1 rRNA gene is annotated in these 1067 nt (G+C 53.5%); it reads left to right on the top strand.

The features are described 5' to 3' along the window. Positions 1 to 1067: ribosomal RNA gene (locus tag R7P64_RS24140) — 16S ribosomal RNA — on the top strand; the annotation flags it as partial.

Raw genomic sequence — 1067 nt, 5'->3', positions numbered from 1 at the left:
ATTTGACGTTAGCGACAGAAGAAGCACCGGCTAACTCCGTGCCAGCAGCCGCGGTAATACGGAGGGTGCGAGCGTTAATCGGAATTACTGGGCGTAAAGCGCATGCAGGTGGTTTGTTAAGTCAGATGTGAAAGCCCGGGGCTCAACCTCGGAATAGCATTTGAAACTGGCAGACTAGAGTACTGTAGAGGGGGGTAGAATTTCAGGTGTAGCGGTGAAATGCGTAGAGATCTGAAGGAATACCGGTGGCGAAGGCGGCCCCCTGGACAGATACTGACACTCAGATGCGAAAGCGTGGGGAGCAAACAGGATTAGATACCCTGGTAGTCCACGCCGTAAACGATGTCTACTTGGAGGTTGTGGCCTTGAGCCGTGGCTTTCGGAGCTAACGCGTTAAGTAGACCGCCTGGGGAGTACGGTCGCAAGATTAAAACTCAAATGAATTGACGGGGGCCCGCACAAGCGGTGGAGCATGTGGTTTAATTCGATGCAACGCGAAGAACCTTACCTACTCTTGACATCCAGAGAACTTTCCAGAGATGGATTGGTGCCTTCGGGAACTCTGAGACAGGTGCTGCATGGCTGTCGTCAGCTCGTGTTGTGAAATGTTGGGTTAAGTCCCGCAACGAGCGCAACCCTTATCCTTGTTTGCCAGCGAGTAATGTCGGGAACTCCAGGGAGACTGCCGGTGATAAACCGGAGGAAGGTGGGGACGACGTCAAGTCATCATGGCCCTTACGAGTAGGGCTACACACGTGCTACAATGGCGCATACAGAGGGCGGCCAACTTGCGAAAGTGAGCGAATCCCAAAAAGTGCGTCGTAGTCCGGATTGGAGTCTGCAACTCGACTCCATGAAGTCGGAATCGCTAGTAATCGTGGATCAGAATGCCACGGTGAATACGTTCCCGGGCCTTGTACACACCGCCCGTCACACCATGGGAGTGGGCTGCAAAAGAAGTAGGTAGTTTAACCTTCGGGGGGACGCTTACCACTTTGTGGTTCATGACTGGGGTGAAGTCGTAACAAGGTAGCGCTAGGGGAACCTGGCGCTGGATCACCTCCTTA

The sequence above is a fragment of the Vibrio sp. 2304 genome (assembly GCF_033339475.1).
In the GTDB taxonomy this organism is placed as follows: domain Bacteria; phylum Pseudomonadota; class Gammaproteobacteria; order Enterobacterales; family Vibrionaceae; genus Vibrio; species Vibrio alginolyticus.
The sequence above is the reverse complement of the archived record's forward strand: the minus strand, read 5'-3'. Positions and strand labels throughout refer to the sequence as shown.